The 4,398-nt window shown below is 47.1% G+C and carries 5 protein-coding genes; 3 read left to right on the top strand and 2 right to left on the bottom strand.

The window, feature by feature from the left end; genetic code table 11:
* Positions 1–325: 325 nt before the first annotated feature.
* On the top strand, positions 326–616 hold the full coding sequence (locus JQ600_RS36565; protein ID WP_212490439.1) for a hypothetical protein: 291 nt from the start codon (positions 326–328) through the stop codon (positions 614–616).
* Between the two features lie 9 nt (positions 617–625).
* On the opposite strand, the gene JQ600_RS36560 is transcribed toward JQ600_RS36565, so the two are convergent.
* A complete protein-coding gene (locus JQ600_RS36560; RefSeq protein ID WP_212490438.1) occupies positions 626–2,017 on the bottom strand; it encodes a hypothetical protein in 1,392 nt (463 codons plus the stop codon).
* Positions 2,018–2,039: 22 nt separating this feature from the next.
* Here JQ600_RS36560 and JQ600_RS36555 point away from each other — a divergent pair, with 22 nt between their 5' ends.
* Positions 2,040–2,456 (top strand): hypothetical protein, encoded by a 417-nt coding sequence (locus tag JQ600_RS36555; protein WP_212490437.1) that lies wholly within the window; start codon positions 2,040–2,042, stop codon positions 2,454–2,456.
* 8 nt (positions 2,457–2,464) lie between these two features.
* On the opposite strand, the gene JQ600_RS36550 is transcribed toward JQ600_RS36555, so the two are convergent.
* Entirely contained in the window at positions 2,465–2,929 is a 465-nt protein-coding gene (locus JQ600_RS36550) for a hypothetical protein (protein WP_212490436.1), read from the bottom strand.
* Between the two features lie 522 nt (positions 2,930–3,451).
* On the opposite strand from JQ600_RS36550, the gene JQ600_RS36545 reads away from it, so the two are divergent.
* Positions 3,452–4,345, top strand: coding sequence for a hypothetical protein (locus JQ600_RS36545; RefSeq protein WP_212490435.1), 894 nt, complete (start codon positions 3,452–3,454; stop codon positions 4,343–4,345).
* Positions 4,346–4,398 lie beyond the last annotated feature (53 nt).

The following is a 4,398-nucleotide window of genomic DNA, read 5'->3' as shown; positions in this document are numbered from 1 at the left end:
CGACCAGCAGCAGCACCACAATAAACAAAACATGCAAGATTACCTGTCACGTGGCAAAGCGACCGATCACGATGATGAAGTAGTTATATGGGTCCGGGGGGGGAAGTTCCTTGGAGGGGACGATGCGAACACCCTCCGCAAGCTCCGGGGTCGACACCTCCCCCCCAAGACCCCCCCCGGCCTACACTATAAAAGCAAATTATATTATCTCAATCACGGTTGTGGTGGATCGGGCAAACATAGCTCTCTCCGACTACAACATCTTTTGTATCAAAAACCAAACTTCACCTAATATTTTTTTGCGCACTTACCACAACACTACGGCATGTACCCTTACACGAATGGCGTCGCACCCGATCCACAAGGGAAAGGCATCCGCTGCCAACAATGCAATGGACAATGGCATGCATACAACGTCCACAATGATGCCCCACTCTGGCTCGCCGCCGTACTCGAACACGTAGAATCACTCGAAGAAGAAACGCCACTACCCGCACAGCTCAAGATCGCCAAAACCATAAGCAACCTACGTATTCTCCTAGCAGAAATGCGCTGGCTCGAAGGCATCATCGAAAAACGTATACAATGCATGCAAAACAAATCACACCAAGACTGAAATTTATTACTAATACACAATCTCACTGTCCAAAGCAGTAACAATCAACGTGGCTCCAGTAGGTGCAGTGGGCATAGTACCAGCCGTTACATCAATATTCCCAGTACCAGCAAACGATATATTGGTAGCTTGAATGATCCAGGTCGCCATTTGAACAGGAGATGTAGTGCCACTCGGAGTATTCCACGTCTCAAGAATATTAAAACCACTGCCAGATATGGCCAAACCACTTGTCAAAGCCGCAGACGCACCAACAACATAGTACACAACCATATAATAATTCCCGGGGACAATACCAGTACCAAAAGTTAAACGAGACTTGGATGTAATCGTGCAACCTAAACTACTATTCCCAGAAGGAGCAGGCCAACTAGTCCCAAATTGAGTACTGCCAACACCGGTGATAGTAGCAGCTTGGGCGGCAGTCCAAACAAACTTATCGGTACGAGCTCCAATACCAGTACCATATTGAGGTTTATACAATGCGATTTGATAAGTACACCATAATTCACCAATCTGACCACTACTGCCGGTTGGCAATCCTTGTGTAGCAATTTGAAAGATACCATGATCGAAGAAACGCGGATCACGACCACTTGGGACAGAACCAGAACGAACATTTAACAAACCCTGCTGAGTAATGGACGGATCACACTCAATTGGATGGCAAACATCAAGCGACGGCTTATTCGTGGTACAAAACTGAGAATTCTCCATTTCTAGCTTCGAAGAATACAAATTGTCGGTTGGATCATAATCAGTGGCCAACATGACAGATCCCATTCCCAGTGAAGTCGTCGTACCAAAGTCGCTACTAGTTGACTTAAATTCAAAAATCATTCCTAAAATCTGGTACTGATCAAAGTTGACAGCAATCTGCGACAACCAGGGGAACGTGCTTGCTAAACCAGGATTGATGTAATAACCCGCATTGGTAAAGGTGGCAGGCGATGACGGAATGATAATATCGGCAATATACTCGCGATGAGAAACCAACATTGCCTGGCCCATATTTCCAAACGACGGAACCTGCGCACCTTCATCCAAACGGTTAGAACTATTCAGCAAGCTATTCTTCTTTATCGCATAATCTCCAACTTTAGATACATGATACTCGCCGAACCCCGCAACTTGAGCAACTTTTTCACCAACGCGACGACCAACTTCACCACCTAATGGACCAAACGCCGCACTGCCAGCCGCAGACCCAAACCGACTAAATGTATTACGAGGAACATAAGACTTCATAAATCGTCGAGCACCCTGAACAGCATCACTCCAATAACCGCCACGACCCCGAACACGAGCAACACTACGCGGACGACCAACAACACCAACGGCACGACGCTTCCTCGACACTGGCTTGCGACGATAACTTGACGCATACATCTTTGAATCCACGGACTTCCCAGACATTCCCAAAATGGACAACACTGACGACCAACATATCTGGGATTTCGTCTTCCAACTGGTCGCGTCAAGCAATCCGGTCGAGGTTCAAGCCGGCGTGGCAATTGCAACTCTCAAATGGGATGCTGCTTTGCAATACTTCAACAGAACAGAATACGGCGCACAGCGAGCAAAGCAGCAGCTAGACCACGAACGCAAAAACGTACTCCGCGTAAACCAACTGCTCGAAACTGAAGCCATCACAACAACAACACCAATATTCAAGAAAAAGTCCGGACGACAACCTAACAACGCAAGATCGCGAAACCAAACGTCCATCTACCAAGGCGGTCCAATCATTAACACTCAAGGAAAACGCCAACGACAAAATGATTATTACAACAACCCAGCTGTACCGAAACGAACCCGATGGACCCACGATCTTGACTAAATAAACCATTACTCATCCGCTTGCATAACACTTGCCACATCATCGTCATTGAAATTCAAACGCCTTTTAAATGCACCGGTATGCGTCTCCCACGTGCGCTCCAAACAAAAATGCATCGCAACTTCAACTGCCAACGCTATCGCTCGAAATGCTTCATTCTTGCCAAAACAACCCAAATGAATCTCAACATCAACAGCGGACCGCAACCAATGAACAAACAGATTATAAGGCATCCACTGCGCCCGCTCCCACTTCTCTCCTCTCACCTTTACTCCAAACAGACGCTCAATCGTTGTCAAACCCATGCGATGATTAATAAACTTGGCTTTCGACGCAAACCGGTAATGACCAAACACCATAGATTCCGGCCAGCACCAACGACGATGAAACACATCTTCCAGCACATCCCACGATTTCCACCTGCGTCGCTCCTTCAATATCTCACGAAAATCAGCTGCTGTTACTTCACACACGACACCCTCAGACACACTGCTCGACTGACTCTCAGAACACGTTGTTGCTTGCGACGACATTGCAGAATGACCAGAGGACCCCCATACCGTACGGACACCGCCGCAAAACACACTACTAGGGCACACACTCCATACTAGAAACTGTCTACTGTGCCGCTACCTGACTGACGCAGTTTACCCCCAATTGGATGTTGCGCAACTGGTGGCCCCAAAACTGCGCACACAAAAACTGCGACACAGTAGACACACTAGCCTAGGGGTAATACTAATGCCCTAGACCAAGTGTGTTTCACCAATCAGATTGCGCCGTGTGCCTAAAACTCCGTAAAATAGAAGTATCTCGTGTGTCTACAGTCATAAATTTCACAAAACATTTTATACAGTCACAAAACAAATTTATTCAAATATCTCACCAACCACCTCAGGGCCAACTACTTGCATGCCCAACAGTGCACAAGACCACATCCACGGACCTACCTTTCGGATGCCTCCCTTAACAAGGGTCCACGCCACTTCGACAACATGCCACCGGCCACGACAACCACCACAACCGCGACCAAGACAAGAGCATGGTGTTTCACTCTCAACAACTGGACCACGGAAGAATACAACACCATCGTGTCCTGCGCTTGCCGATACATGGTCGTTGGAAAAGAAGTTGCCACCACAGGAACACAGCATCTTCAAGGTTACGTCTACTTCAAGAACGCAAGAACGCTCGACCAAGTGAAGCAAAAACTCAACTGCGATCGACTACACCTGGAAAAGGCAAGAGGAAACCCAGACCAAAACCTCCTCTATTGCAGCAAAGATGGCGACTACATTGAGCTCGGCGAAAAGCCAAAGTCCTCTAAAGAAAAGGGCGAAATGGAAGTACAACGTTGGAACACAGCCAGAACACTCGCTAAACTCGGTAACTTCGACGACATTGACGGAGATATTTTCATTCGCTGTATGAAGAACCTAGAATCCATTCATCGTCAAGAAAAACTCAAAGCCCAACTACAAGACAACTCCGCAATGACCAACGAATGGATTTGGGGCCCTACCGGTTGCGGAAAATCCTCCTCAGTACGGTCTCGTTACGAAGAATCCAGCCTATACAACAAACCGCTCAACAAATGGTGGGACGACTACTCAGGAGAACCAATCGTGTTACTAGAAGACGTAGACCCAACACACGAAAAATGGATCGGTTACTTCCTTAAAATTTGGTCAGACCACTACAAGTTCAGAGGAGAATTCAAAGGCGGTTCCATGATGATAAGACCCAAAACCATCATTGTAACATCCCAGTATGCAATCGATCAAATCTTCAACGACCAAGAAACCATACTCGCATTGCAAAGACGCTTCGAACAGGTCAAAATGGTACAAGGAGGAACTATCGTGCGACCAGCAGCAGCACCACAATAAACAAAACATGCAAGATTACCTGTCACGTGGCAAAGCGACCGATCACGATGATG

The sequence above is a fragment of the Bradyrhizobium sp. AUGA SZCCT0176 genome (genome assembly GCF_018130145.1).
Classification (GTDB): Bacteria; Pseudomonadota; Alphaproteobacteria; order Rhizobiales; family Xanthobacteraceae; genus Bradyrhizobium.
The sequence above is the reverse complement of the archived record's forward strand: the minus strand, read 5'-3'. Positions and strand labels throughout refer to the sequence as shown.

What these genes read in the sequence shown, in the direction of transcription:
- JQ600_RS36565 (WP_212490439.1), top strand. Translation starts at nt 326, where the DNA reads ATGTACCCTTACACGAATGGCGTCGCACCCGATCCACAAGGGAAAGGC.
- JQ600_RS36555 (WP_212490437.1), top strand. Translation starts at nt 2,040, where the DNA reads ATGGACAACACTGACGACCAACATATCTGGGATTTCGTCTTCCAACTG.
- JQ600_RS36545 (WP_212490435.1), top strand. Translation starts at nt 3,452, where the DNA reads ATGCCACCGGCCACGACAACCACCACAACCGCGACCAAGACAAGAGCA.